Source organism: Synechococcus sp. WH 8016 (genome assembly GCF_000230675.1).
Classification (GTDB): domain Bacteria; phylum Cyanobacteriota; class Cyanobacteriia; order PCC-6307; family Cyanobiaceae; genus Synechococcus_C.
This window is the reverse complement of the sequence record NZ_AGIK01000002.1, coordinates 45,533-69,218: the sequence shown is the minus strand read 5'-3', so window position 1 is coordinate 69,218 and position 23,686 is coordinate 45,533. Positions and strand designations below refer to the sequence as shown.

The 23,686-nt window shown below is 58.7% G+C and carries 26 protein-coding genes; 12 read left to right on the top strand and 14 right to left on the bottom strand.

Going from position 1 to position 23,686, the window contains the following annotated elements; genetic code table 11:
• Nucleotides 1–18 precede the first annotated feature (18 nt).
• On the top strand, nt 19–654 hold the full coding sequence (leuD, locus tag SYN8016DRAFT_RS07215; RefSeq protein WP_006853685.1) for a 3-isopropylmalate dehydratase small subunit: 636 nt from the start codon (nt 19–21) through the stop codon (nt 652–654).
• Between the two features lie 36 nt (nt 655–690).
• Nucleotides 691–1,182 carry a pentapeptide repeat-containing protein gene (locus SYN8016DRAFT_RS07210; RefSeq protein WP_006853684.1) on the top strand — a complete coding sequence of 164 codons (492 nt, stop codon included), beginning with the start codon at nt 691–693 and terminating at the stop codon, nt 1,180–1,182.
• A gap of 9 nt (nt 1,183–1,191) precedes the next feature.
• On the opposite strand, the gene SYN8016DRAFT_RS07205 is transcribed toward SYN8016DRAFT_RS07210, so the two are convergent.
• Nucleotides 1,192–4,320, bottom strand: a complete 3,129-nt coding sequence (locus SYN8016DRAFT_RS07205; protein ID WP_006853683.1) for a DUF3769 domain-containing protein — start codon at nt 4,318–4,320, stop codon at nt 1,192–1,194.
• Between the two features lie 93 nt (nt 4,321–4,413).
• Nucleotides 4,414–4,533 (bottom strand): photosystem II reaction center protein I, encoded by a 120-nt coding sequence (locus SYN8016DRAFT_RS07200; protein ID WP_006042333.1) that lies wholly within the window; start codon nt 4,531–4,533, stop codon nt 4,414–4,416.
• Nucleotides 4,534–4,594: 61 nt separating this feature from the next.
• On the opposite strand from SYN8016DRAFT_RS07200, the gene SYN8016DRAFT_RS07195 reads away from it, so the two are divergent.
• Nucleotides 4,595–7,600 carry an alpha-mannosidase gene (locus SYN8016DRAFT_RS07195; RefSeq protein WP_006853682.1) on the top strand — a complete coding sequence of 1,002 codons (3,006 nt, stop codon included), beginning with the start codon at nt 4,595–4,597 and terminating at the stop codon, nt 7,598–7,600.
• Here SYN8016DRAFT_RS07195 and psbN read toward each other — a convergent pair.
• Nucleotides 7,588–7,728 (bottom strand): photosystem II reaction center protein PsbN, encoded by a 141-nt coding sequence (gene psbN, locus SYN8016DRAFT_RS07190; protein WP_006853681.1) that lies wholly within the window; start codon nt 7,726–7,728, stop codon nt 7,588–7,590. The two genes, SYN8016DRAFT_RS07195 and psbN, sit on opposite strands and share 13 nt — an antisense overlap.
• A gap of 86 nt (nt 7,729–7,814) precedes the next feature.
• On the opposite strand from psbN, the gene psbH reads away from it, so the two are divergent.
• Genes psbH through SYN8016DRAFT_RS07170 form a run of 4 tightly spaced genes read left to right on the top strand, consistent with a single transcriptional unit; the run spans nt 7,815 to nt 9,212 of the window.
• Complete coding sequence (psbH, locus tag SYN8016DRAFT_RS07185; RefSeq protein WP_006853680.1) at nt 7,815–8,021, top strand: photosystem II reaction center phosphoprotein PsbH; 207 nt, start codon at nt 7,815–7,817, stop codon at nt 8,019–8,021.
• A gap of 9 nt (nt 8,022–8,030) precedes the next feature.
• Nucleotides 8,031–8,327: a TatA/E family twin arginine-targeting protein translocase gene (locus SYN8016DRAFT_RS07180; protein WP_006853679.1), complete on the top strand. Its 297-nt coding sequence runs from the start codon at nt 8,031–8,033 to the stop codon at nt 8,325–8,327.
• A 4-nt stretch (nt 8,328–8,331) separates the two neighbouring features.
• Entirely contained in the window at nt 8,332–8,955 is a 624-nt protein-coding gene (gene pth, locus SYN8016DRAFT_RS07175) for an aminoacyl-tRNA hydrolase (RefSeq protein ID WP_006853678.1), read from the top strand.
• A complete protein-coding gene (locus SYN8016DRAFT_RS07170) occupies nt 8,955–9,212 on the top strand; it encodes a DUF3146 family protein (protein WP_006853677.1) in 258 nt (85 codons plus the stop codon). Before pth ends, SYN8016DRAFT_RS07170 begins: the two co-directional genes overlap by 1 nt.
• Here the strand turns inward: SYN8016DRAFT_RS07170 and SYN8016DRAFT_RS07165 are convergent.
• The 4 genes from SYN8016DRAFT_RS07165 to rph all read right to left on the bottom strand — a co-directional run bounded on the left by SYN8016DRAFT_RS07165 (nt 9,190) and on the right by rph (nt 12,358).
• Nucleotides 9,190–9,642, bottom strand: a complete 453-nt coding sequence (locus SYN8016DRAFT_RS07165) for a hypothetical protein (protein WP_006853676.1) — start codon at nt 9,640–9,642, stop codon at nt 9,190–9,192. The two genes, SYN8016DRAFT_RS07170 and SYN8016DRAFT_RS07165, sit on opposite strands and share 23 nt — an antisense overlap.
• The gene (locus SYN8016DRAFT_RS07160) at nt 9,639–10,769 is read right to left on the bottom strand and encodes a DUF3084 domain-containing protein (protein ID WP_006853675.1); all 1,131 of its coding nucleotides are present in this window, start codon (nt 10,767–10,769) and stop codon (nt 9,639–9,641) included. The genes SYN8016DRAFT_RS07165 and SYN8016DRAFT_RS07160 overlap by 4 nt, the downstream gene beginning before the upstream one ends.
• A 51-nt stretch (nt 10,770–10,820) precedes the next feature.
• On the bottom strand, nt 10,821–11,555 hold the full coding sequence (gene ntcA / locus SYN8016DRAFT_RS07155) for a global nitrogen regulator NtcA (protein WP_006853674.1): 735 nt from the start codon (nt 11,553–11,555) through the stop codon (nt 10,821–10,823).
• A 77-nt stretch (nt 11,556–11,632) separates the two neighbouring features.
• A complete protein-coding gene (gene rph, locus SYN8016DRAFT_RS07150) occupies nt 11,633–12,358 on the bottom strand; it encodes a ribonuclease PH (protein ID WP_006853673.1) in 726 nt (241 codons plus the stop codon).
• A 134-nt stretch (nt 12,359–12,492) separates the two neighbouring features.
• Here rph and SYN8016DRAFT_RS07145 point away from each other — a divergent pair, with 134 nt between their 5' ends.
• Entirely contained in the window at nt 12,493–13,101 is a 609-nt protein-coding gene (locus tag SYN8016DRAFT_RS07145) for a cob(I)yrinic acid a,c-diamide adenosyltransferase (RefSeq protein WP_038013989.1), read from the top strand.
• Nucleotides 13,101–13,694, top strand: coding sequence for a dCTP deaminase (dcd, locus tag SYN8016DRAFT_RS07140; RefSeq protein WP_006853671.1), 594 nt, complete (start codon nt 13,101–13,103; stop codon nt 13,692–13,694). The genes SYN8016DRAFT_RS07145 and dcd overlap by 1 nt, the downstream gene beginning before the upstream one ends.
• An 11-nt stretch (nt 13,695–13,705) precedes the next feature.
• Here the strand turns inward: dcd and thyX are convergent, their stop codons facing one another.
• Together thyX and SYN8016DRAFT_RS07130 are read right to left on the bottom strand one after the other, a co-directional pair.
• Nucleotides 13,706–14,431 (bottom strand): FAD-dependent thymidylate synthase, encoded by a 726-nt coding sequence (thyX, locus tag SYN8016DRAFT_RS07135; RefSeq protein ID WP_006853670.1) that lies wholly within the window; start codon nt 14,429–14,431, stop codon nt 13,706–13,708.
• A 34-nt stretch (nt 14,432–14,465) separates the two neighbouring features.
• Nucleotides 14,466–15,011 carry a thioredoxin domain-containing protein gene (locus SYN8016DRAFT_RS07130; protein ID WP_006853669.1) on the bottom strand — a complete coding sequence of 182 codons (546 nt, stop codon included), beginning with the start codon at nt 15,009–15,011 and terminating at the stop codon, nt 14,466–14,468.
• Nucleotides 15,012–15,151: 140 nt separating this feature from the next.
• Between SYN8016DRAFT_RS07130 and SYN8016DRAFT_RS07125 the strand changes: the two genes are divergently transcribed.
• On the top strand, nt 15,152–15,655 hold the full coding sequence (locus tag SYN8016DRAFT_RS07125; protein ID WP_006853668.1) for a hypothetical protein: 504 nt from the start codon (nt 15,152–15,154) through the stop codon (nt 15,653–15,655).
• Here SYN8016DRAFT_RS07125 and SYN8016DRAFT_RS07120 read toward each other — a convergent pair.
• Nucleotides 15,629–17,719, bottom strand: coding sequence for a transglycosylase SLT domain-containing protein (locus tag SYN8016DRAFT_RS07120; protein ID WP_006853667.1), 2,091 nt, complete (start codon nt 17,717–17,719; stop codon nt 15,629–15,631). The genes SYN8016DRAFT_RS07125 and SYN8016DRAFT_RS07120 overlap by 27 nt on opposite strands.
• 25 nt (nt 17,720–17,744) lie before the next feature.
• Between SYN8016DRAFT_RS07120 and SYN8016DRAFT_RS07115 the strand changes: the two genes are divergently transcribed.
• Together SYN8016DRAFT_RS07115 and glmM are read left to right on the top strand one after the other, a co-directional pair.
• On the top strand, nt 17,745–17,948 hold the full coding sequence (locus tag SYN8016DRAFT_RS07115) for a hypothetical protein (protein ID WP_006853666.1): 204 nt from the start codon (nt 17,745–17,747) through the stop codon (nt 17,946–17,948).
• 43 nt (nt 17,949–17,991) lie between these two features.
• Nucleotides 17,992–19,383, top strand: a complete 1,392-nt coding sequence (gene glmM / locus SYN8016DRAFT_RS07110) for a phosphoglucosamine mutase (RefSeq protein ID WP_006853665.1) — start codon at nt 17,992–17,994, stop codon at nt 19,381–19,383.
• 28 nt (nt 19,384–19,411) lie between these two features.
• Here the strand turns inward: glmM and SYN8016DRAFT_RS07105 are convergent, their stop codons facing one another.
• From SYN8016DRAFT_RS07105 to SYN8016DRAFT_RS07090, 4 genes are read right to left on the bottom strand one after another with little or no spacing between them, the layout of a single operon-like run.
• A complete protein-coding gene (locus SYN8016DRAFT_RS07105) occupies nt 19,412–20,344 on the bottom strand; it encodes a BadF/BadG/BcrA/BcrD ATPase family protein (RefSeq protein ID WP_006853664.1) in 933 nt (310 codons plus the stop codon).
• The gene (locus SYN8016DRAFT_RS07100; protein ID WP_006853663.1) at nt 20,341–21,660 is read right to left on the bottom strand and encodes an IctB family putative bicarbonate transporter; all 1,320 of its coding nucleotides are present in this window, start codon (nt 21,658–21,660) and stop codon (nt 20,341–20,343) included. The genes SYN8016DRAFT_RS07105 and SYN8016DRAFT_RS07100 overlap by 4 nt, the downstream gene beginning before the upstream one ends.
• Complete coding sequence (trmB, locus tag SYN8016DRAFT_RS07095; RefSeq protein ID WP_006853662.1) at nt 21,653–22,366, bottom strand: tRNA (guanosine(46)-N7)-methyltransferase TrmB; 714 nt, start codon at nt 22,364–22,366, stop codon at nt 21,653–21,655. The genes SYN8016DRAFT_RS07100 and trmB overlap by 8 nt, the downstream gene beginning before the upstream one ends.
• Nucleotides 22,366–23,622, bottom strand: coding sequence for an FIST N-terminal domain-containing protein (locus SYN8016DRAFT_RS07090; protein WP_006853661.1), 1,257 nt, complete (start codon nt 23,620–23,622; stop codon nt 22,366–22,368). Before SYN8016DRAFT_RS07090 ends, trmB begins: the two co-directional genes overlap by 1 nt.
• Nucleotides 23,623–23,686: the final 64 nt, after the last annotated feature.

The following is a 23,686-nucleotide window of genomic DNA, read 5'->3' as shown; positions in this document are numbered from 1 at the left end:
TCTTCCTTTTGATCCTTCATGTCGCAAACCCACGATTTCCCTCAAGGCCTGATTACCAAGATTGAAGGCCGCGCCCTTGTCTTGCGGGGTGATGACATCGATACCGACCGGATTATTCCGGCTCGATTTCTGAAATGCGTGAGTTTTGAAGCGCTCGGATCGCAGGCGTTCGCTGATGATCGCAAGGAGCTCGAAGGATACCATCCCTTTGACCTCCCTGAGCATCAGGGATCCTCGATTTTGGTGGTGAATGACAACTTCGGTTGTGGATCGAGTCGTGAGCATGCACCTCAAGCCTTAATGCGTTGGGGGATCCGGGCGCTGATTGGGGTGAGCTTTGCTGAAATTTTTTACGGCAATTGTTTGGCCTTGGGAATCCCTTGTGCGAAGGCCAGTCAGGACCAGGTGCGCGCTTTGCAAGATGCCATGGCCCAAGACCCCTCAGCAATTTGGACCTTTGACTTGGAGACCTCAACCTGCAGCAGTGATCTGGGGCAATGGTCGATTGAAGTGGATCCGGGCCCGCGCGACATGCTCCTCTCCGGTCGTTGGGATGCGACGGGGCAGCTTTTGGCGCGGGATGCCGAGCTGCAGAGCACGCTCGATCGATTGCCTTACTTGAACGGGTTTTGCGTGGATGCGGCAGACACTTGATTTAGTGTCTATGAAGGAAGAAGCGGCATCGACGTCATGACAGTTCTTCTTAAGCGCATCTGGTGTGCTTTTGGCTCGATGGCCCTGGTGCTGGGCCCCTCTCCCGTCGTCGCAGGCTCCGTCACAGCGATTGCCGTGGAGCCTTTTGGCACCCCGCTTGAACGCTTGCTTGAGAGTGGCGCTTGCCAGGGATGTGATTTACGGGATGCGGATCTCCGCGGCCATCATCTGATCGGGGCGGATTTGCGTGATGCTGATTTGCGCGGGGCCAAGCTCCATGGGGCGAATCTTGAAGGAGCGGATTTGAGTGGTGCCAGGCTTGATGGTGCTGTCATGCAAGGGGCGATGCTCAGCAATGCCGATCTCTCAGGCACTGATCTGCGCCGTGCCGATTTGCGCGATTCGGTTGTGATCAATGCCTATGCGCCTGGGGTGCAGACCGAGGGAATGCAGTTTGCAGGCTCGGATCTCACCGGAAGTCATTTGATCTATGGCGGTGGTCCTGATGACGAAGCCATTGATTTTTAGAAAGAGGGTTTAAAAGGGTCGGTTGTCGAGCTCGTTTGAAGGGTTGTAGGGGACAAAGGGAACGCCAGTTCCCGTGAAGTTGAAATCATTGAGGCGGAATCGGAATCCGCCGACCCCTTGATAGGGATTGAAGTAGAAGCCAAAGTCGTAGGCACGACGTTGCCAGCGCAACTCAATATTGGAATCAATCACATCACCGTAAAACGGTGATGCGGGGTCAATATTTAAGCCAAGACCTGCATTGATCACCAAAGGTCCTGCGATCTGTTGTGTGACCCCAAGGCCCAAGGTTCCGAGGTCAATGGCTTGGTCAAAATCGAACGGACTTGAACCTTGCCTAAGAGTGCCACCACCGGTAACGGATAGCTGGGTGTAGTCCAGGAACGGTTTGCTAAAGGTGCCTAATGTGAGGCTGGGACCTCCGCTCAGGCTGATCGTGGTTTGACGTTCACCATCTCCGTAAGCGGCTAAAAGTGTGTTGATGTTGGTGTTAAATGTCAAGCCTGGAACGATGGCAACTGGAGAATAGCGATAGGCGGCTTGAGGCGTTAACGCCGCGTGATTACCCCTCCAGATTGGAAAACTGCTATTTAAAGAACCATAAAAATTAGCTCGCCACAAATCCGTGAGATTTTCACTTTCAAATTGTTCGGCTTGATAATTTCCAGCTCCGATGCGCCAAACGTAGTTATTGGCAAGCTTGCCAACATTGAAATCTCCCCTTTTTTCGAGGAAGCTACCAAAAGCGGAATAGACATCTGTTTCTCCTAACGAGCCGTTGTAGGCCTTGTAGCGATAAGCGGAAAAGAGCCTGGCCTGGATGTCGCCCAGCAAAGGAAGATCGATGGTCTTATTTAGTTCACCCCAGAAGCGACTGCCATTTGCGAAGTTTTCAGGATTAAACGTACTGATATCAGCATTGACTTTTGCTGTCCATCCCATGATCTCACTGGAGACTTTCGCTTCTAGGCCAAATAAATCGCCAGCTGTTGTTGGTTGACTGATTTTTCCGCTGCCAATTGATTCCCCTGGGGCGATATAGCTATCAGTAGTGCCATCAATAGCTCGTTGCACAAGAAGTTGAGGTTGGAGGCTTAATAAAGTCTTTTGGTTGAGTTCAATCGGTTTGAGTGATCTCCCGATAAAAAATCCGTCCCTGTCATCATTGTCGATTCCAAATTCCCAGCGGTTTTCAACTTCCTCTTCCTTTGTGATTCGTTGGGTGCGGCTCACCGGGATAGGGAGACGCTCTTCCACGATCAATTGATTGCGCGAACTCTTGATCAAAATGTCGCCGTTGGGCTGTTCCTTCGCAACAACGTTTTCGGTGTCGATTCTGGTTTGTGCCGGTGTATATGGATCATTGGTGAATCCCATGCGATCGGAAGTCCATCCTTCAGGTGTGATCGCAACTTGGGCTGCTTGGATACGCCAACGACTGATTTTCCCGTCAATTAGCTGCGTTTTTCCATAAGAAGGAAGCTGTCTTGGCCGAACTTTTCCATATTTTGTTTGTGCTTGGAAGTCACTATTTGACAGGTCTACAAACTCATCGTTACTGCCAAACCGACGATCGATCGTGAACCTTTGCTGGAGCTGGATGCTGCTAATCCTTTGATCGATCATGGCGATCGCTTGTTCGCGCAGCGCCTCCTGTTCAGCTGGGGACATCCCTGAGAAGCGCGATTGGGCCAGGGGTTGAACGGGCTGGGTCGCTTGTTTCCCTCCCGTGCCAAGCGTGATTTCCTCGAGTTCCTCGTTCAGCGTGAGTAGGGGCTGGCGGGTGGCGCGATCAGGATCGGGGCAGCCCAATGGAGGCGGCACCACGGCGATTTGGGGAGCCACGGGATCCTCACCCCATCGGTAGCGCAAGCCGAGGAGGTACGCATTGCTTCCTTCCTTGACACCGCTGTAGGTGCCGAAGGCTCCGGAGCGATGGTGAATCCTTCCGACAAAGGAGAGCTGCTCAGAGACCGAGGCTTCGAGCTCGAAGGCCAAGTAGTTCAGCAGTTGTGCGTAGTTCTCTCGATAGGTGCGTTCGTAGTTACTCACCGTGGAGTTAAAGCTGACTCCTTCCACAAACCCAAAGCTCAGCCAAGGCTGCAGCCAGAGTCGTGCACCCAGTCCAAGGATGGCTTCTCCGAACTGTTGGTCTGGTGTGTCGGCATTGGGAACATCCTGGTTGAAAGGCCCACCGGGTTGTTTGAATGCCTGATGCCCGAACAGGTCGGCCTCCAATTCGATCGCAAAGGGTCCAGCACGCCAAATCCGCTTTTGCATGCTGACCCCGAGGAGATACTCCTCTCGCATCCGCCCGTTGAACAGGAAGGTGTCTCCAAAATTGGAATCAATCATTTGGCCGCCCCACGCGGTCACCGCCCAAGGGTGAGGGTGCCAGTCAGGGATCGGTGGAAGCGGTACCGGACAGGCCATGCCTGCGTCGTCCGTTGACGTCGATGCGTTGGGTGCTCCGTCCGGGACTTCCCAGGTGGGCGTTGGCGCGAGCTCTGTGTCCCAGATGCTGTCTCCACTCGGCTGATCACTCATCCGGCCAGCAGTCCTGCCACCTAGCTCCATATCAAGAGCCGTTGGGAAGCCAAGGCCTGAACTCTCGAGCACAGGAAGGGTCTGTTTGGACGGTGGCTCTACAGCCTGTGCTGAGGATTGGAAGCCTTCAGACAGCTCGTCAAGCTCAAGAACGCCATAGACGTCTTTGAGTTCACCGCTGTTTTGAATCAGGCTGTAGCGGAAGGTGCTCGCTTGGAAATACTGCGATCCACGGCGTAGACGCACGCTGCCGCGGGCGAAAAGGGTATTGAAATTGGAGTCAAATTCAATGCGATCGGCCTGAAGCAAGCCCCCTCGAAGCGAGGCTCGGACGTTGCCTTCGGCGACAAAAACTCCACGGCGCGCATCAAATGATTGGCGATCAGCCTTGAGGCTGATTGCTTCTGGAGGCTTGGGAGACTCTGCGAAGGGTTCAACATCAAGAGCGGTCTGTTCCGTGACCGCATCGGTGACCGCATCGGTCTCATCAGCCAAAGAGTCCACACGCTGAGAGTGGACGGGAACTCCCGTCAGCGCAGCGGCAACAGCCAGAGATCCAGCGATCCTGGTGATGGGGCTAAACGCCGACAAAAGAATGCAGCAATGGCCGGTGATCCTGCCATGTGCAAAGGCTCTTAAACGAGAGGGCTAACCAGTGCTCGGCGTGACCCTGTTACTGCGTGATCAATCTTCGAGATCTTTCCGGCTAGGGGTGCGGCTTGGGTCGCTGGCAAGGAAGCCAAAGACAAAGATGCCGAGAAAGAAAAAGACGACGGAATAAACCGAAATCTTGAGGGCAAGCATGGCAACCGACCGGCGTCTGAAATTTGATCGCCATCCTATGGCGGAATGATGAAATATCACGATGGAGAAGCCTCTGCAAGCCCCGGGATCGGAGTGGATTGAAACGTTTCGATGTCGGAGTCGCGTTGATCTGCACCCAGGGTGGTGGCGACGTGGCGATCAGGAACGGCGTCCAGTACTGGCCGATCCATGGGGGCGTCATCACCGTCCTGATTGGGCTGAGCGAGGACTTTTGATTTGGCCGCGAGGGGGCAACTGGTTGCGCCTCGAGCAGACCCTGGTCTGCCCAAGCCCTTGGATGCAGGCCAGCGCGTCCTGCGAGCGACTGGTGCTCAGCTGGTGGGCTGATCACGTTCGCCTCCGTATTGATGGGGTCCTAGTGCATGAGGGAGACCTCTTCGATACCCGCTGCCGTTGGCTCCTCCCCGCCGATTGGAGGGAGCGAGGGGGCCTGCGGATTCAGCTGGATTTACGAAGCCCCTGTCATGACGATGGGGCTCTTATTGAAAGTGCACTCGTCCAGGAGCCTCTGATCCCCACCTGCGACGCGGATCGTGCCTTGCTTCCGGAAAGCTTGGCCCTGTCCTGGGCCAACGGAGCGACGCTTCCGGATGCGCTGTTGTCTTGCGACCCCAAGGGAGCAGAGGCTGTTGGCTTGGTCGATCGCCACTTGGCGACATGCCCTAAGCCCGTGGGTGTGGTGCATTGGCTGGGCCACGCCCATCTCGACCTTGCCTGGCTTTGGCCCGTGGCTGACACCTGGCAAGCGGCGGAACGCACCTTTTGCTCGGCCCTCGATCTGATGGAGCGTTACCCGGAGCTGCACTTTGCCCACTCCACCCCGGCTCTGTATGCCTGGGTGGAACGCCATCGGCCCGCCTTGCATGCACGCATTCAGCAGGCCAGTCGTGAAGGCCGTTGGGAGCCGATCAATGGCCCTTGGGTCGAAACCGATTGTGTGTTGGTGAGTACGGCATCGCTCTCGCGTCAGTTCACGCTTGGACAGGAGGACAGCCAGAGGCGTTTCCCGGAATGGCGGCATGAGTTGGCTTGGTTGCCTGACAGCTTTGGGTTCGCTGCCGGACTTCCCGCCGTCGCGGTTGCCAGTGGAGTGCGCTGGTTCTGCACGCACAAGCTGGCTTGGAATGCCACCAACCGCTTCCCCCACCGTTTGTTTCGCTGGCGCAGCCGCGGAGGCGCTGAGGTTTTAGCGCTGATGCTGCCAGCGATTGGCACCGATGCTGATCCTGTCGCGATCGCAAAAGAGCAGCGCGCTTTTCAAGCTGCGACTGGGGTGGAGCAGGCGATTTGGCTCCCGGGTGTTGGAGATCACGGTGGCGGTCCCACTGCCGAGATGCTGGAACAGCTCAGGCTTTGGGAGGGCCAGCCGCAGGCAGTGACCCAGCAGCCTGGAACGCTGCGCGCCTACCTCGATCACTTGGAGCCTTGCCGCTCCAGCTTGCCGGTCTGGCGGGATGAGCTTTATCTCGAGCTGCATCGGGGTTGCGCGACCAGTCGGCCTGATCAGAAACGGCACAACCGCAGCCTGGAAAGGCTTCTTCGTGAGGCTGAACTGGCTGCCGCGCTGCTTGGGACTCGGGCTGATCAGCTTGTGCCCAACCACGCCCAGGACAGCGATTGGCGCCCTCTGTTGTTCCAACAATTTCATGACATCCTTCCTGGCACCTCGATCCCCGAGGTGTTTGAGCAGGCTGAACCGATCTGGTGTGATGCTCGCCGGCGTGCGGTGCGCTGTCGAGACCAGCTTTTAGGCCATCTGCTTACGTCCCATCAGGAGGTGTTGGATTCCGATCCCCATCGCTCTCGTTGGACTTGGTGCGGCTTGCAGCCCTTGGCGCATTGGTCACCGTTGCTGCGCCTACCCAAGGGGCATTGGTCCAGTGGTGGGCAGAGTCTTCCTGGGCAGGTGGCGCCTTCAGGCGGTGTTTGGGTGCAACTGCCCTGTAGTGAGGGCGTTTGCGCGCTCCCTCTGCAGCGCAGCCGTGAGCCTTTGGGCTCTGTCTTGCCCGTTCGTCATCCGGTGAGCGTGGAGGTGGTGTCGTCGGGACTGTGGAGGTTGAGCAACGGTCTGGTGACGGCAGATGTCGGCGTCCATGGGCTGGTTCAGCTGCTTGACGGCAAGGGGGTGCCACAGCTCAGCAAACCCCTGCGATTGCGGCGCTTTTCCGATCGAGGGGAGTTTTGGGATGCTTGGGATCTTGCCGCTGATTACCGCCAACATGCGCTGCCGATGGCCGAACGCTGGTCGGCAGAATTGGTGGAGTCGGGCCCTCTCACCGCCCGAATGGTGCTGCGCACGATGGCTGGGCTGAGCAAGGTGCGCTTGGACCTCATGCTGCAAGCCGATTCCCCCTGGCTCGAGGCCCAGCTCAGTGTCCAATGGCAGCAGACCCATGAATTGCTGAGATTGGAAGTGCCGTTGAAGAGGCCTGCGGTGCGTTGGGCGGCCGATACGAGTGGTGGAGTGATCGAGCGACCAGCACAAGCGTGCACTTCCTTTGAAAAGGAGCGTTGGGAATTGCCTGTGATTTCATGGCTGGCCGCTGAAGCGGAGGCTCCTGGGGGTGGGATGGCTGTCTTGCTGGATGGCCCCCAGGGGGTCGATGCCAGCGATCACCATTTAGGGGTGTCGCTGCTTCGAGGTCCAACCTGGCCGGATCCCTCTGCGGATCACGGATGGCATCGGCACCGCTTGGCCTTGATGCCAGCGGTGCTCGGTTGGAACCGCAGTGGTGTGCCCCAGGCAGCGATCCGATTTAGGGAGCCGGGTTGGCTGGGTCCTGTTGCGCTGGATCATCGCTGGCAAGGGCTTCCCGCTTTGCCCATCGGTCTGGTGCCGATTTCAGTGCGATCAGCCCAGGGTGACGGACTCAGCGATCAGGCCGTTGAAATTGAGTTGCTCAATGCCGGTCCAGCGCGCCAGCGATGGTTGCCGGGGAGCGATTGGACGCTGAGCGGCGTCGAGTTGAACGAGCGAAAGACGGTCTGGGAAGTTCAACCTGGTCAGCTCATCAGCTTGGTTTTGGAGCGCGTTCAATCCTCGTGATCATCAAACGGATCGTCGAGGTTTTTGGATGGCGGTCCAAAGGCGGTGTAGACCCCCAACCCTGTTAACCCAAGCAGGGCCGCCAGCACCGCAATCGCCACTGACATGGCCGGGGACGAACTTTCCATCACAACTCTCCACAGGATCGACGCCTTTACGGGTCGTAGCCCCTACAGTATCGAGACTTAATTCCACCCGAGACTTCAGCGCTGCCATGGCTCAACGCACCCGTCTGGGAGATTTGCTCCGCCCCCTTAATTCGGAATACGGCAAGGTTGTCCCTGGTTGGGGAACAACACCAGTGATGGGCATCTTTATGGCCCTCTTCCTTGTGTTCTTGCTGATCATTCTCCAGCTGTACAACAAGTCGCTGATCCTCGAAGGAATCAATGTCAACTGGAACGGCTTGGGCCTCGGCTGATCTCAGCGAATGAATGTTTTCGGCATTGGCCTGCCAGAGATGGCCGTCATCGCGGCGGTCGCTCTTTTGGTGTTTGGCCCTAAACGGCTTCCCGAGTTCGGTCGCACCTTGGGAAAAACTTTGAAGGGTTTTCAATCGGCCTCCAAAGAGTTTGAGCGCGAAATTAATAAGGCCATGGCCGACCCTGAACCTGTGGCAGATCAGGCGAAAGCGGTTGATCAGGCAACAGTTTTAGAGGCATCCGTAGAGGCCGCTGTTACGCCTGCGGTTGCGCCAAAATCAGAGCCGACACCCCCCTCCGATTGATTTGATGAATCGCGGTGATCTCCGCTTGGTGGTGGGGTTGGGGAATCCAGGCAATCGTTATGCCAACACCCGTCATAACGTGGGCTTCATGGCCTTGGAGCGGCTGGTCTCTCGCGAGGGTGGTGCTTTTCGTTCGACGCCCAAGCTCCAAGGTCAGCTTGCTGATCTGGGCTCGGGAGAGCGGCGATTGCGCTTGTTGATGCCCCAAACGTTCATGAACGACAGCGGCCGCTCGATTCGGGCTGCGCTCGATTGGTTCGGGTTTGAGCTCCATCAGCTATTGGTGCTCGTGGACGATATGGATCTGCCGCTTGGTCGTTTGCGTTTACGCGCCCGCGGCTCTGCTGGTGGCCACAACGGCCTGAAAAGCACCATCCAGCATCTCGGCACCCAGGATTTTGCGCGTCTGCGGATAGGCATCGGTGCACCCGGGCAAAATCCCAGTGAGCGCAAGGCGCGAACGGTGTCGCACGTCCTGGGAAGTTTCAGTCGTGAGGAGGAGCCCCTGCTCGACAAGGTGCTGGTGGAGGTGGTCGATGGTTTGGAGCGGATTCAGCGGCAAGGTCTCGACCTCGCCGGCAATCACATCAATGGGCTTCAGTTGGCTCCCACCAACCCTGAGGCGTGATGGCAGCGCTCCCCGTTACCACCGCCCACTTACGGGTTCAACGCCAGAGTTTTGCAGATCAATGTTTGGAGGGAGACGTCCAGGCCGGAGGCTTCAATTGGCAGTTCAGCTGGTTTTTTGATCGTGGCGAGTTGAGTGTGGAGCCGTCCTTGGGGCGCGCGTTGATTCAAGACGCGCTGCTTCGCTTTCTTGTGAAATCTGACTATGACCTGGAACCGGGAGGGGACTACACCTTCACCGTGAGAGCCCGGTTCTGAGGGGATCGGGACCCGGCCATTGCAATGGTCGATCGAGATAGTCCTCGAGGATGACGAGCGCGGCGATGGCATCAAGATCGCCCGATGGGATGCGTAGGCCTTTGGGAAGCAAGCGTTTCCAGCCCCGTGCCGGCCATAACTGCCAGTAACGCTCTCTGGCTCGAAGGGTGGTTCCCGTTTCGTCGACGACGCGGATCGGCAGGCTTGCAGGCAGTTGTTGTTGCCAGATCATGCTGCTGGTGCCATCCCCGATCACCAGTTCAGCAATCTGGGCGGTGTCCCCCTGAGCGTCCGCCATCCAGACGCGAAGCTGATCAAGGACTTGAGCGCTGGGGGTCACCATCCCTTGAAGCACGGTGTTCGTGGCGGTGTCTGCGAGGAGCAATCCGCATTTGCTTCGGCCAGGATCCATGGCGACAACGCGAGTCATCGGCTGAGACGCAGCTGGATGGCGATGGGATCTGCTGTTTCGCTGCGGCGTAACGCCACCGCTTCCAGCCCCGCGAGTCCTCCGTTGCGGTCGATCAGCTCTTGGCCAAGCGCATTGATGGCATTGCCATCAAACTGCAATCCCTTGCTGAGAGAACCGCGTCTTTGCACCTCGGCCAATGTGGAGGCGAGGAGAAGGTTCAGCCGATTGCGTACGGCTTCAGGGTCGCGTTCATTGCTCGCCAGGGTGGTGCGTGCCAAGACCTCACCCTCCCTGGTCACCGTGACATTGGGAAGCACTTCAGGGAAGGCGTAGACAACGGTTTCGCCCAGCAGCACATTGGCGGCTGAACGGATGTTCACAACCCAGGTGCCAGGTTTGCGAATCGTTTGTTCCAAGCGCTTGATGTCAGGCCTCGGAACCAGCAGGATCTGACGCTTTGCCGGTTGGCCAGGCAGGACCTGTTGATAGGCCTGAAGATTGGCGTCTCGGAGCAACTGATCGATCACCGTTTTTGCCTGATCGGGGCGTTCGAGTTTCAGGGTCACGGTGGCAAGCGGCTGCCCGCTGCTGATGGCGACGTTGCCGCGCCGCAGCGCGAGGAGCGTGTCTTCCAGTTGATTGAGTTCTTTCTCGCCATCGCGAATTTGCGTGCGCACGGCAGAGAGTTCCTGTTCGGTGCGTTGGATCTCGATATCTTTGGCATCTACGTCTTGGCTCAAGCGCTGTCGCTCCGCTTCCAAGGATCGGGTTTGTTCCTGGAGGGGCTTGAGGGTGCGACGCAGTTCTGCCGCGCGTTCTTGGGCCGTTGTGAGCTCCTTGCTAGCTTGCTCCTGAGCGCTTTTGCTGGTTTTGAGATCGGCGCGACTGCTCCTTAATTTGGCTTCGAGAGCATTCAGTTCAAACAGCCCGACCCTGAGTTGCCGACTGACCAAGAGCAGGAGTCCAAGGGAAAGCGCACTAATTAGACTGCCGGTCAACACCGTGATCACCACGGCTGTGCGCTTGGGACGCAGTCCAAGCAAGCTCAGCCGAGCTTTCCCCACGCGAGAGCCAAGGCGGTCCCCCAGGGTTGAGAGCACGCCTCCAAGCACAAGCAGGGCGAGAAGTAGAAACCAGCCGGTCACGGAAAATGAAGGATCAGAGTTCGGATGGGAGCTCCATCTTCACCTGCATGGTCAGCTGAACCGCTTGGCGAGAGCGATTGGATCGAGAACAGTGATCTTTTTGCGATCGATATCGACAAGGCTCGATGACTTGAGGTCCCCCAGGAGACGCGTGATCGTGACGCGTGTGGACCCGATCGCCTCGGCAATGGCTTGGTGAGAAAGGCGTAAATCGATGGTGATCCCCCGTTGACCAGGCACACCGAAATCTCGACAAAGCACCAGCAGAAAGCTCACCAGCCGAGATGACATGTCTCGATGGGTGAGGGTTTCGATCATCGTTTCAGTCTGGAGAATCCTGCTGGACAGCCCCTGCAACAACAGCAATCCCACACTGGTGTCGTCTTCAATGGCCTGCCGCACGGATGTGGCTGGAGCCGTCACCATCTCCACCCTTGTGAAAGCGATTGAGTGATAAAAGCGATCGGAGCGGTGACCTGTCAGCAACGACAGAACGCCAAACAAACTGTTTTCTCGCAACAGGGCAACAGTGATTTCCTCGCCGGATTCATAAACCCTGGAGAGGCGGACGGCACCTCGACGAATCAGATAAACCTTTTCAGCGGGGTCGCCGGGGAAAAAGATGGTTTTCCCGCGCTCCACCATCTCGGTATTAGCACCATCGAGACCACGAATGACATCTTGAAGGGTGCGGGTGGCTGGAGCCGTGGGAGTTCCGAAATTCGAGCCCACCGGGCGGATGGTGGGAGGGGCGTATCGGCTGAAGCCGCGGCTGACTTCGGCCATGGTTTCTACTCGTGTATTGGGATGTTATGGATCAGCACCCCCTGTTCATGTAGCAAGGAACACGAAACCCCGCATTTTCACCTAGTGGAAAGAGCCGAATTCTGATCCTGCATGATTTGCTTGAGCCCAGGCTCGGCAAGGTCCAGTAGGTCATTGAGCTGGTGACGACTAAAGGGAGCGCCTTCCGCCGTTCCCTGCAGCTCCAGCAGATGCCCCTCTCCGTTCATCACGACATTGAGATCCACATCGGCTTGGCTGTCTTCGCTGTAGTCGAGATCGAGCAGGGGGCGATTGTGAATCACACCCACGGAGACGGCTGCCACCTGGGATTGGACAGGGTTGCTGGTGAGGACCCCTTGTTGAACCAGTCGCTCACAGGCCCGCTGAAGGGCGACCCAAGATCCGCTGATCGCGGCGGTGCGGGTGCCCGCGTCCGCCTGAATCACATCACAATCGATTTTCAACGTGTTTTCGCCGAGAGCCTGCATGTCGATGGCTGCGCGCAGGCTGCGGCCAATCAGACGCTGAATCTCCTGGGTGCGTCCGCTCAGTTTGAGGAGTTCACGGTTCTGTCGCTCTGGAGTGGATCCAGGCAGGAGTCGGTATTCGGCACTGAGCCACCCCTGGCCTTGATCTTTGCGCCAGCGAGGCACGCCTTCTTGATGACAAACGCTGCAAAGAACGGCGGTGCGTCCGCTGTGGATGATCACTGAACTCAGGGCAAATCCCATCGGATCCCAGCTGATCGAGAAGGGGCGAAGCTCGCCCGGCTGACGTCCGTCATTGCGAGAGGTGCCAGTCATGAGCCCACGGTGCGGAGATGCTTTGAGCCTGCCAGGTGGCTAGGCACACCATGGATGGTGTCAAAACACTTGTGTCTTGGACTTTCACCGCTAGATTCATCCACATCCGGATTTGCCGGACATCGGCGAATGTGATGACCGTCAGCCTCAGCCCTACCCATCATTCCCGTGAGTCGCGGACTGTTGACCACAGGACTCTCGAGCAAGCAGGACTCAGGCGACTCCCCTCCGTGGAGGTTCGTCCACCGCTGCATTTGGTGGCTCCGGAAGGTCAGCTTCAGGTGCATACCGCCTCCTTTCGGGGGAGTTTTTCTGGTGTTCTGAGCCAGGCGCTGCGCACGGCAGGCCTGGGGAGCCATGTCTTAATTGCTCAGTTTCTTAAGGGTGGAGTGGGCCAAGGCCCTCAAAGCAGCCTCACCCTCTGCGATCGGCTGAGATGGTTGCGCCCTTCCGTGACGGAATGTCTCTCAGATGCTGCTGATAGCCGCGATGACGAGGTCAAAGAGGCGGTTCAGGCGGTTTGGCAGATCTGCAAAACCCATCTTTTAGAAGGCACGTTGGATCAACTCGTGTTGGATGAGATTGGCTTGGCAATCGAGCTGGGCTATCTGAGTCATGAGGATGTCTTGTCGGTGTTGGAGCAACGGCCATCCGCCATGGATGTGATTGTGACGGGGCCCGCGATCCCTGCAGAGATGATGGAGATGGCTGATCAAGTGACGGAATTGCGTCGAGGTTTTTAATGCTGAAGAACGATCGCTGGATTACGGATCAAGCAGATGCAGGCATGCTTGAACCTTTTCAAAATGGATTGGTACGCCACTTGGATCCGGATCAACGCCAAGGTCCGGTCCTGAGTTTTGGCTGCTCGTCCTACGGCTACGACCTAAGGCTCTCGCCAAAGGAGTTTTTGATCTTTCGCCACGTCCCAGGCACGATCATGAATCCCAAGCGATTCAACCCTGACAACCTTGAATCAACGCCTCTTCATCATGATGAGGATGGCGACTATTTCATCCTTCCAGCCCATTCGTATGGCTTGGGTGTGGCCCTTGAAAAAATGCGCGTGCCACCCAATATCACGGTGATTTGCCTTGGTAAGAGTACGTATGCCCGTTTAGGCATCATTGTGAATACAACTCCGGCTGAGGCTGGATGGGAGGGACATCTCACCTTGGAGTTTAGTAATAGTTCTGGCGCTGATTGTCGGATTTATGCCAATGAAGGGATCTGTCAGTTGTTGTTTTTCGAGGGTGATCCTTGTGAAACCACCTATAGCGACCGGCAAGGGAAATATCAGCATCAGCCAGAGCGGGTAACGCTGGCCAAGGTCTGAATGAATGGTTGTTAGGGAGCAAGCCTGGCTTTATGCAGTCTTGTTTTTTCGTACCAATCGGCAAATTCCGGCGTCCAAGCTTTGAGATGGGGCCACATCAAATCGCAGAGTTCGCGGATTTCTTGCTGGGCATCAAGCTTGGCGCGTAGGTCCATGAAATGCAGGAAGGCCCTGAGCGTAAAGCTCACCACAAAATGTTGCCGGTAATCGAAGGGGAGGATGCCGCGGGCATGTTCTTCCGCAAACCCAGCCTGAAGCAATTCCTGATAGCGAGCGGCACTGATTTTGCAGTGGTTTAAATCTTTTTGCCGCTCAGCTTCGCTGTAGAGATATTTTTTGCCTTTTCGGTCGCTGTACTCGCCGACGGGGCGCAAATAAAACACTTCTTCGAGATCGAGTTCTCCGAGGGCAGCCCTGCAGATGCGATCGCCTGTGTAACGCATGGATTGAACATCAAAACTGACGCCCACCCGGTGCGTTCGTGCCTGTTGCATCACGGAATGGGGAAACCAGCCCACGTTCAGCACAATCTGGGCATGCTCCATCGGTCCGTAATGGCCCCGCTCTCCAGCCAGGAGGCGTTTGACGCAAATTTCGCCAGCTTTGGTTTCATCGGGCCATTGCGCGCGATCGGCTGCCACAAAGCCCTCGCTGTAGTCCTGGTGCATTCCCACGTACACGCACTGTTGCGGATTCGGGGTTGCGGCGATCAGGTCAACTCGAAAACGAGAGTCCATGGGGGTCGTCTGCGATGAACTGTTCATGCTTTGTCTAGCTGTGGCTGCGGGGGCCTGGGCTTGAAACCGTCTCCGCAGGGGGCACGCTGCTGGTGGAACCAACGCCAGCCAGCGCAGGCAACGGCGAATTGTCGATCAAGGCAACCGCCAATGCTTCCAACTCGTCTGCTGTTCGCGCCCCAAGCGAACGGCCGCGCATCACAGCGTCGGCTGAAAATAAATTGAGCTGTGGAATCCCTGTGACGTCATACAGGTTGATCAAATCGAGCCAGCGTGGATTATCGATATTCACCAAAACCACATCCAACTGATCGGCGTGTTTTTGTTCCGTCTGAAGCATCGCTGGCGCCATCGCTTGGCAGGCCTCACACCAATCGGCGTAAAACTCCAGCACGGTGGGCCGAGAGTTGTTGAGAGCGATCTCCGGATCGAGGGATTGCCTGGCTAGCTGGTCGAGAGGGGCTTCCTGGTTGAGACCATTGCGCAGCAGAAATAATCCAGCGGCGAGGACCAGTGCCGTGATGAGCAGCAACCCCTTTTGCAAGGGGCTCAAGGTGGCGGGGGCGGAACTGCCGGTCATGCCGGGAAGAGTGGTGTGCCTTCACTTTGGCAGGCTGATGGGTGCGCTGTTGCTAGCGTCTGAAAGCCAATACCGTTGTTGTGATCAGCTTTCTCGCTGATTTCATTTCCAGCTGATTTCATCAGTCGACCGTTGGCTGCATGCTGATGTCTCTTTTTCGTTTTCTCTCACTGCCACTGCGGGCTCCCCTGCTGCTTGTGCTGTTTGGTGTGGCCATTTTTCTTGGTCATCACTGGTCGATTGAGAGCGAGCATTTGATTGCTCTGCAGAAAGTGCCGCCCAGCTTGTTCTGGACGGTGGAGGTGTTGCAATCGCTCGTGATTGTGCTGATCTGCACGATGCCAGATCTTCTCCTGCGTCAGCTGTCGATGCTGATGGCCTCCAGCCGCGTGCTCAGCCTGATCGCGACCCTCCTGCTTGTGATCATGGTGGGCCTTTATTTGCTCAGTCTGAGCCTGCTTTCCGATGTGCTGATCTTGGCGTCTGCCACCTTGCTGGCCCGGTTGGACCTCACCCGGATCAAGGTGGTGCCTCCGCCTCAAGTCATGGCTTTTTGGTTGGCGGCGGTGGTGCTGGTGGGCATTTGGTTAGGTCAGGATTTGCCGAACCCGCTGGCTTCAGCTGTCGCAGTGGTCGCTACCTGATCCGAGATAGGCCCAGAGATTTCCTAGGACTTTTTTGGTGTAAAGACGCGTTTCTGGGTAGGGGATGCGCTCCACCCATAACTCTGGATCTTGCTTCAGATCGGGGGTCACCCACCGACTGGCGGCGCCGGGCCCAGCGTTGTAGCTGGCAACGGCCAGCACAATGTTGCCCTGCCATTGCCCCAGCAATTGACGGAGGTAACGCGCTCCGAGCTTTGCATTGCGTGTTGGCTCGCGTAGCTGCTCCTGGCTAAGGGAATCGCCAGCCAGTTCTTCCGCCGTGGCAGGCATCAGCTGCAGCAATCCAATCGCTCCGACGGGTGAGCTCACGCTTGGGGAGAAGCGGGATTCCTGCTTGGCGATCGCCATGAGCAGTTCAGATCGCACCGCCTCCTGTTGGGAGGCGGTGTCAAACACCTCCGAGAGCAGACGGGGATGCTGGCTGCGGTGCAGGAGCTGACGCTCCTCGCAGGTTTGATTGACCAGTCTCAAACTGGCGCGCCAAAGGCGACTCAGGCCTGTCCATGCGTCCCCCACGGCCACTCGAAGGCGACCTTCCACAAGCTTTTGGCTTGGATTGGATGGCTGATCGGATGGGGGCTGTTGATTCCGCCAGGTTTCCCAGGCTTCCTGGGTTTGGCCGAGGCGCCAGAGACGATCAACGAATGGATCGCCACTTTTCAATGGCTCCCAGTGCGCTTGAAACGCATCGCTGAGATCTGCCGAGCGAGCGGTGGAGGCTTGATCAAGATCTGGCAGGTCTCCCCGTCCCAATCTCACCTCGGCGCGCCAGGTGTAATAACTCCTCGGATGGGTTTTGACCAATCGCTTCCAGATTTGTTTGGCTTGCGCTGGTTGGTTTTGCTTCGACAAGGTGAGCCCCAGCCAGAACTGCTGCCTTGCGGCTAAAGGTTCAGGAAGATCTGCGCTCGGGATGGCGTTCAGGAGTGCTTCTGCACGCTCCCATTGGTCTTTCAACAGGGCCTCGCGAGCCAGGTCCCACTGCAGTTGCCAGGCGGCTGGGCTGGTGGGCCAGCGCCTCAGAACGGCCATGGCATTCGCTAGGTCACCGTTAGACGCGTCACCGTTCGTTGCGTCAGCAAGGCGCACCCGGGCTGCTGCAACATCAGCGGAGCGTTGTTGCAAGGCTTTCGGCAGGGCATCCAATAGTGCCGGGTCGGGTCTCAGCGGTTCGCTGAGCAACGCTGCGGCCTCGAGGGCTTCCGGATCGTCTGGGTGGTTGATGGCGAGCTCGAGCAATTGCTGCTTTCCACGCGCTTGCTGTTCAGCGTTCCCTCGGAGCAGGACCCGACCAATGGCCAAGGCGCTGGCTGGAGTGGTGGGTGTGCCCTGGAGGCAGGCTTCCGCAGCACGGCTATCTCCAAGGGACGCGAGCCCTTGCGCAAGTGTGAGTCGATCGGTTTGCTTCAAGCCAGCGCCGCTGATCCTGTTGCAGGCTTCCCTGATCTGACTGGCAGCTCCTGGCCAGCGGGCACCCCAGCGGGCTAGATGCAAGGCGGCGATCGTTTGCTTGGGGGAATCCTTGTTGGTTTCTGCTGCTGCTGCCAAGGCGGCCGGATGGCCGGGGTGTTGTTGAAAAAGCTCTGTGTGGAGCGCTGGGTTGGCTTGCCCGAGGTGATAGCGGGCATCGGCACTGGCGGCACTTTGGGGGAAGCGTTGGAGCAAGTCCTGCCAGCGTTGCTGTGTCTCTGCAGTGCGCCCGAATTTGGCTGCAATTAACGCCTGCTGTTTCAGCGTGACGGCCGCCAGGGGATCGTTGCCCCAGCCTTGATTGGCCAGCAAGCGCTGGGATCTCTCCGCTGAATCGGGGCTGCGTGCTGCGAGCAAGAGAGCGGCTTCCCTCCGCTCGCTGGGATTGAGCGACCAGCGATAACGGGTCCAGAGATCAGCGCTCGAAAGCGATGGTGTGAGTGGAGTGTGCAGGCGGCGCAAGACCGTCTGTCCGCCGAGGACGATCGCAACGGTGAGGAGTGGAGTTCCAGCCAGAAGCAGAAGGCCACGGGAGTGTTGAACGGTCAAGACTCGGCCGGAAACTGATGGCATTCTGTTCCCAGCGCACGGCATTGAGATGGCAAAGGGGCAAGGGCCGCGGCGTCCAGGGAGCGAGCAACGCCGGCGCTGTGCGATCGCCTGTGGCTTGGCTTTGCTGCTGTGGGGATTGCGTTGGCTTTGGCCCCTCCAGTTCGTGCCTGGCTGGCTTGTGGCAGGACTGATGGCGTGGGCGTTGTTGGAGGTGGCAGCCCTGTTGCTGGCCCCGCGTCGTTGGCTTTAGAACCAGCGGCCCCGCTTAAGATTGCGTTCAGAATTGAGTTGTCATGGCTGAAGCTGCCACCCATCCTTTGGGGCAACTCCCGAAGCCATCGCAGATCAGCTTTGGGACGGACGGCTTGCGTGGTCGGGTCGACACCATGCTCACCCCGGCTTTGGCCCTTCAGGTGGGGTACTGGTGTGGACGGGTGCTTCAGGCAGAGGGACCTGTGCTGATTGGCATGGATTCGCGCAGCAGCGGCAGCATGTTGGTCGCCGCACTCAGCGCTGGCCTCATGGCATCTGGCCGACAGGTGTGGACCTTGGGACTATGCCCCACGCCGGCTGTGCCCGGTTTGATTCGCCGTTACTCAGCCGCCGGTGGCTTGATGGTTTCGGCGAGCCACAACCCTCCGGAAGACAACGGGATCAAGGTGTTTGGCGCCACTGGCAGCAAGTTGTCCCCTGAGCGTCAGCAGGCGATTGAAGCCGGTCTTTGTAGTGGAGACGGTTCTGGGATCGCGTTAGCGGCATCCGGAGTGGCCCGTCATCGCCCTGAACTTCTCGACGACTACCGCGCCAGCTTGTTGTCCAGCGTTGGGCCGCATCGACTCGATGGTGTTCCGATCGTGCTGGATCTCTGCTGGGGATCGGCAACAGCCTGTGGTGCAGAGGTGTTTTCTGCCCTCGGCGCCGATCTCACGGTGTTGCACGGTGATCCGGATGGCACCAAGATCAATGTGAATTGTGGTTCCACCCACCTGGAGCCTCTGCGCCGAGCGGTGATCGAAAAGGGGGCCGCCATGGGCTTTGGCTTTGATGGCGATGCCGATCGCATGTTGGCGATTGATGGCCAAGGACGTGTGGTGGATGGTGACCACGTCCTCTACCTCTGGGGGTCGGTCTTGCAGGCGAAGGAACAACTTCCGGATCAGCGCTTGGTGGCCACGGTGATGTCGAATTTGGGTTTTGAGCGGGCTTGGCAAGCGCGTGGTGGCCTGTTGGACCGGACACCGGTGGGAGACCAGCATGTGCATGCCGAGATGGTCCGTACGGGGGCAGCCCTCGGCGGCGAGCAATCAGGTCACATCCTGTCTTCCGTGAATGGGTTGGCCGGTGATGGTGTTTTGACCGCTCTGCAGCTGGCAAGCCTTTGCCATGCTCAACAGCTTTCTTTGGCCGAGTGGGTGGATCAGAGCTTTCAGGCCTATCCCCAGAAACTGGTGAATGTGCGCGTCGAGAATCGTGAGCGCCGAAAGGGTTGGGAGGACTGTGCTCCGCTCTATTCCTTGGTTCAAGAGGCGGAGGCTTCGATGGCGGAAGACGGTCGCGTCCTGGTGCGGGCGAGTGGGACAGAACCCCTGCTGCGCGTGATGGTTGAGGCTGCCGATCAAGCGGTGGTCGATCACTGGACCTCCCGCTTAGCTGCCGCAGCAGATCAGCATCTCAATGCTGCTTGATCAGGACGTCTTGATCATTGCTTCTCGATCAGCAGCTTTCTAGCGCCAGGGTGAGCGCTCCATCGCAGGCGTCTCCACTCCGGTCGTCCCAGTGCGCCTCCAGCTGACGCTGGCGTAAGGACGCATCCACGGCCTGCTGAAGAGGCGCGAGATTCAGCAGTGCTCCGCCCCTGGCGCAGAGCACTGGTCGGGTCAGCCCCAGGGATGAAGCCACGGCTTGAACGGCTTCGGCAAGCGCAGCGCCGGAGCGCTCGACAATGGCCGCGGCCTCCGCATGGCCCGCCTCTGCGGCGGCGGAGACGATCGGGGCCAATTGGGCCAGCTGGGCTGGTTGGTAATCGGGCTGCACAACGAAGGCCTTGATCTCTGCCGCTGTGCGGCACCCCAGCACTTGCCACAACTGGTTGCGCAGTGGTCCGTCCGGGAGTCTGCCATCAGCCATGCGCAGGCTGAGCTGCAGCCCTTGATGGCCGAGATCAAAGGCAGCCCCTGCTCCATCCAGTTGCCATCCCCATCCGCCACAACGCTTTTCAAGGCCGCTGTCGTTGCGTCCAACCACGATCATTCCGGTGCCGCTGATCAGCACGATGCCGGCATCGCTTGGAAAGGCTCCCCGCAGGGCGGTGCGTTCGTCGCCAGTGGCGATGCAGTGCTCTTTTGGTAGCTCGAGACCGCTGGCTAAGAGCTCTCTGGCAAGGTCCTGAAGCGCTGTGCCCTGCTCCACGCCGCTGGCACCAACGGCAGCAGCGGCGATCTTCCAGCCGCTGGGATTGGCGGCCTGCAGGCTGCTGCGAATGGCCTCCAGGAACCGTGTTTCGCCTCCGCTGGCCTGGAGGTGGCTCACGCCACTGCCCTTGCCTTCTCCAAGGGCTTGCCAGTGCCCGTTGTGCCATCGGCTCAGCTTGCAGCGGCAATGGGTTTGGCCAGCATCGAAACCAGCCAAAATCAGGGCATCCCTCATCGGTTGGCCTGGGCGGTCTTGGTGGTCTGGCCGACCTGACTCAGGGTTGCCAGGCAAAACCAACCGATGATTTGCACTTCTGGCCGGAAGAAAATGGTGTCCGTGGCGCCTTGGATGAGCAGCCCGGCGATCGCGGCAAGGCATCCCAGCCAGGGCAACGCCAGAGCAGACGTTGAGCGCAAAGCCTTGAGGCCGTTGCGAACGCTGGCTCCAGCCAATCCAAGAGCGGCGATCAGGCCTGGAATGCCCGTTTCAACAAGGAGTTCCAGGGGGACGGAATAGGCGCTGAGGGCATTGAACTTGGGCTGTTGGTACAGGGGGTAAATGGCATTGAATGCGGCGTTGCCTGGCCCGATGCCCAGCCAGGGGCGGTCTTGAATCATCTCGATTGCGGCCAACCACACGTTGATGCGGAAGTTGTTGGAGCTATCGCCTCGTCCAGCCAGCAGGCTGGCGACCCGCGTGCGGACGGGCTCCACCTGCGTGACGGCGATAGCCAAGCTCAAACCAGCCAGCACAAGCAGGGCGATGGGGACGAGACGTCGCCACAGGGTTGGCCAGCTGCGGATGGCACGCAACACGAGCAGCAGCACCAGCACGCCGAGGGCCGCGAGCATGCCTAGCCAGCCACCGCGGCTGTAGGTGAACAAGGTGGCTGCTGCTCCCAACCCCAGGGCCACAGCGGCGTAGCAGCGTGCTCCCCAGCCCCGCCAGCGGATCAAGGCAATGAGTGCCAACGGCAGGATGGGAACCAGGTATCCCGCCAGCAGATTGGGGTTGCCTAGGGGGCCGTAGATCCTGATCGTGCCCGCTGTTACGGAGTTGGGGTCGGCCCAGCGAGCCAGCTCCTCGGTGGGTCCGTAGAGCTGGCGTAGAGCCATCACACTGGTGAGCACTTCGCCGCCGAGCAGGGCGGCGACGAGTCGGTCCCACCACTCGGGACGCTCGGCCAGCAGCTGTCTCATCAGGGCGTACACGCCGAGGTAGCTGAGCAGCTTGATCAAGCCTTTCGCTGCAGCAACCGGAACAGGAGAGAAGCCCGTGGCGAGCACGGCGATGCCTAGGAACAGGAGCACCCAGGCGCTGATGGCACCGATGCGCTGCGGTTGGCTCACGCTGGCCCAAAGGATCCACAGCGCTCCGCAGGCGAGGACCACCAATCCCAGCCCCGTTCGGGTGAGGAAGGGAAGTCCAGCGAGGAGAACCATCAGCAGGATGCTTGCCAACCAGCTCAGGCGACGGCGCTGCTGATCACTAGCGGGCAGGAGTCCTTGCCAGCGCAGCAACAGAGGTGGTGGGGCCTGAGCCTCATCCATGAGGTGTGGGTGCAGCGGCTTTGGAATTATCAACCTGTTGCCAAGCCATCTCCAGATCTCTCAAGGCGGGAAGGGCGGCGTCCGTGCGCTCAAACAGCACGCGATAGGTGGGTTGTCCTTGCTCCTGGACGTAGCGCTCCCGTTCCGTTGCCACGGGCAGTGGGTTGCTCGTTCGCCATGGTTGTGGATCGTCTTTAGGGCGGGCAAAGCCGTTGGAGAGTTCCACCAGGGCCACCATCGGTTCGATCACAGCCAACACATCACTTTGCAAAAACAGGTGTCGCCCGGGATGGAGCGCTGAGGCGATGGCCAGCAACAGGGCGGGCTGCAGCACGCGGCGCTTGCGATGGCGCTGTTTAAACCAGGGATCTGGAAACTGAATGCTTACCAGCTGCAACTGGTCTGGTGGCAGCGCTGCCATCCAAGCCTCGAGGCTGATATTGGCATTGCAAAATAAAAAATGCAGGTTGTGCTGCTCCTTACGGTCGCGATCGCGTTGGGCGGCTTGCACCAGGGGCCGGCGGATCTCCACTCCGAGATGGTTTCGCTCGGGTTGCAGCGCCGCAAGCTCCAACAAAAAGAAGCCTCGAGCGCAGCCAATATCGAGATGAATCGGCAGGTTGGGATTCTCGAACAGCTCCTGCGGTGCCGGTAGTTCCAGCGGCAATTGAAAGAAGCGGCTGAGCGGATTGACGTGCTGGCGCATCAGTCCTCAGGTGAGGCGACAAGAGGTGCATGGCGGAGCAAGCCCCAGCAAGCGGTGTACCCATGCAGGTAGGTGGTGTTGCTTAAGGGACCGATCTCGCCATTGCAAAACGCACCGGCGATTGGAAGATCGGGGAGCACGTCGCGGGCGATCGAAATATCTCCGTTGGCCTCTCCAAACAACCCGCTCCCTCGACCAAGGCAGGCAAATAGCAGACCACAAAGTGGTGGCAATGGGCAACGGTCTTGGCTGGCCTCCAGCAGCTGGCGAGCTTCCAGCCTTGATGATTGCGCTTCTCGGAGCTGGAATTGCACGTGCTGGCCTGGTCGGACCCGCTCAGCCACGGCGACGGCACCATTGCGTGGGTCAACGCCGATGAGGTTGCGGACCAGGAAATCGCTGGGGCACTCCTGCATCAGATTGCGACGCTCCACGCCAAGGAAGAGAGAGTGCTGCACCAGCTCTCTGTCCTCTGCATTGAGATCGGCCAGCACGCGTTGCAAACAGGCCACAGGCGTGTCGCGACGATCGCCATCGCTGAGTTCCAGCAGAACGTTGCGTTGGGCTTGTTCGATCGCAAACACGGGACCAATCGGGCGGCAGCCCTGGGCCACAACTGGATCAAGAACCCAGTCCCCGCCGATGCTCACCCCAGCGGCACCATTGATGATCTGACCATCGAGGAGCAGCGAGCCATGACTGGCGTTGTGGGGGGCCGCAATTCCTCCAATGATCGCTGCGTTGGGGTAGGCGTAATCCAGGCCGCTGATCAGGTCGTTGATCGCTCCACAACTGGGATCGATGAACAGCAGCAGGGAGCGGCTGTCGGCTGGATCCACGCTGACCCAGTCCTGCCAGTTTTGAACCGGTCCATCAAGATCCGGGAGTGCCCCGGTGTCGAGCTGAAACGGCTTCAGCTGAGCCCCGGGGAGATTCAGCAGGGTCACGCTTAGGGCCGTGGTCTGCTCTAGTTCTTGCGACCGTCCGGCACTATCGGTTCCCACAACGCCGCCCCCCACGAAGCCGATCCAGTGTTCGGCCTGGAGTCTTTGGCTTAAAAGCGGAAGCAACCGCGGCAGATCGCTTGCGAAATGGCTGGAAACAAACACGAGGGCTAAGTCGCCTTTTTCCGAGCCGAGTTGATTGGTGACATCTTTCGTTGCCTCTTCCAAAGAGGCACAGCCACTGAGTGCTGTTCGGCACTTGGCCTGGGTTCCGGAGCCTCGGAACCAATCGAGGGGGTTGAACGGAACCATGTGTTGGACCCTACCAATCTCGAGGGCTAGGTCGATGGCATCGATAATGGCTCCAACTCGAACC